Below are 1,126 nucleotides of genomic sequence, written 5' to 3'. Positions count from 1 at the left end.
CGGGGTGCCTCTGTGTCTTGTCAAGCCGCCTGACTCAGACGGGACTTGGCTTTTCGTTCGTCGGCGATCATGACGCGCCACACGTGGTCGGCCAGACGGCGTTTCAGGCACCGCTTCGCTTCTTTCGGCGTCTTACCCTCGGCGAGTTTGCGCTGGTAGTAGGCATGTCCGGGTGATTTCGGCATCCGTATCTGGACGACTGCGATGGTGTGAAGGACGGAATTAAGCTGGCGGTCGCCGGAGCGGGAGAGCCGATGGCGGGCCCTGTCCGCGCTGGCGATCTCCACCGGGGCGGCACCGGCGTAGTTCGCGAACGCCGCCGAGGTGGGGAATCGGTGGGCCCGTCGCGTGCGGCCGATCAGCCGGGCGGCCAGGACCGGCCCGATGCCAGGGGTGTCCATCAGCGCGCTGCCCGATGCCTCCACCAGGCTCTGCATACGGGCAGCATTGTCCGTGAGCTGCTTGTCCAGTTTCCGGATCTCGGCGACCAGGTCCCCGGCGATGTCCTTGCGGACGGTCTCGATGTCGCCGGCAGGACGGACCGATCGCAGCAGCTTGGCGGCCAGGTCCGCGGACAACTGGGTCGGGGCGCCGCCGGGCAGCAGATCACGCAGCAGCGCGTGGAGCTGGTTGACCGCGCGTACCCGGGCCTGGGCCAGGTTCACACGCCGCTCGTCCAAAAGAGCCAGCGCCGTGGTGTGATCCTCAGGCTCGACATCCCGTCCGTCTCCCTGCAGACAGGCGACGGTGGCCGCGGCCGCGGCGTCGATCTGATCGTTCTTGCGCCGTCCACCGCGGGAGAGTTCGCGCACCCGACTGGTCGCCGCGGCAGGCACGTCGACGACACTCTCACCACGGGCGATGAGCCACTGAGCGAGATGCCGGCCCAGTCCATTGGCGTTCTCCACCGCCCACTTCTGCTGCGGCCACCGCTTGGCCCAGGCCGGCAGCCACCGGTAGTCCGTCAGGCTCGCCTCAATCCGCACCGTTCCGACCTGCTGGTTCGACTCCGGCTCGACGGCGGTGGCGGTGTGGGTGGACTTGTGGGGATCAACACCGAGCAATATCACTGGACTGTGTTCCTCTCGGTCGGACGACAGGGCATCCACGGCCGACACGCCGACTT

1 protein-coding gene is annotated in these 1,126 nt (G+C 67.8%); it reads right to left on the bottom strand.

Translation table 11 applies throughout. The features are described 5' to 3' along the window. Positions 1-20: 20 nt before the first annotated feature. Positions 21-1,126, bottom strand: a 1,106-nt coding sequence (locus IE271_RS41045) for an IS110 family RNA-guided transposase (protein WP_229919998.1), incomplete at its 5' end; no start/stop codon positions are given.

It is taken from the genome of Streptomyces minutiscleroticus (assembly GCF_014650875.1).
Lineage (GTDB): Bacteria > Actinomycetota > Actinomycetes > Streptomycetales > Streptomycetaceae > Streptomyces > Streptomyces minutiscleroticus.
The sequence above is the reverse complement of the archived record's forward strand: the minus strand, read 5'-3'. Positions and strand labels throughout refer to the sequence as shown.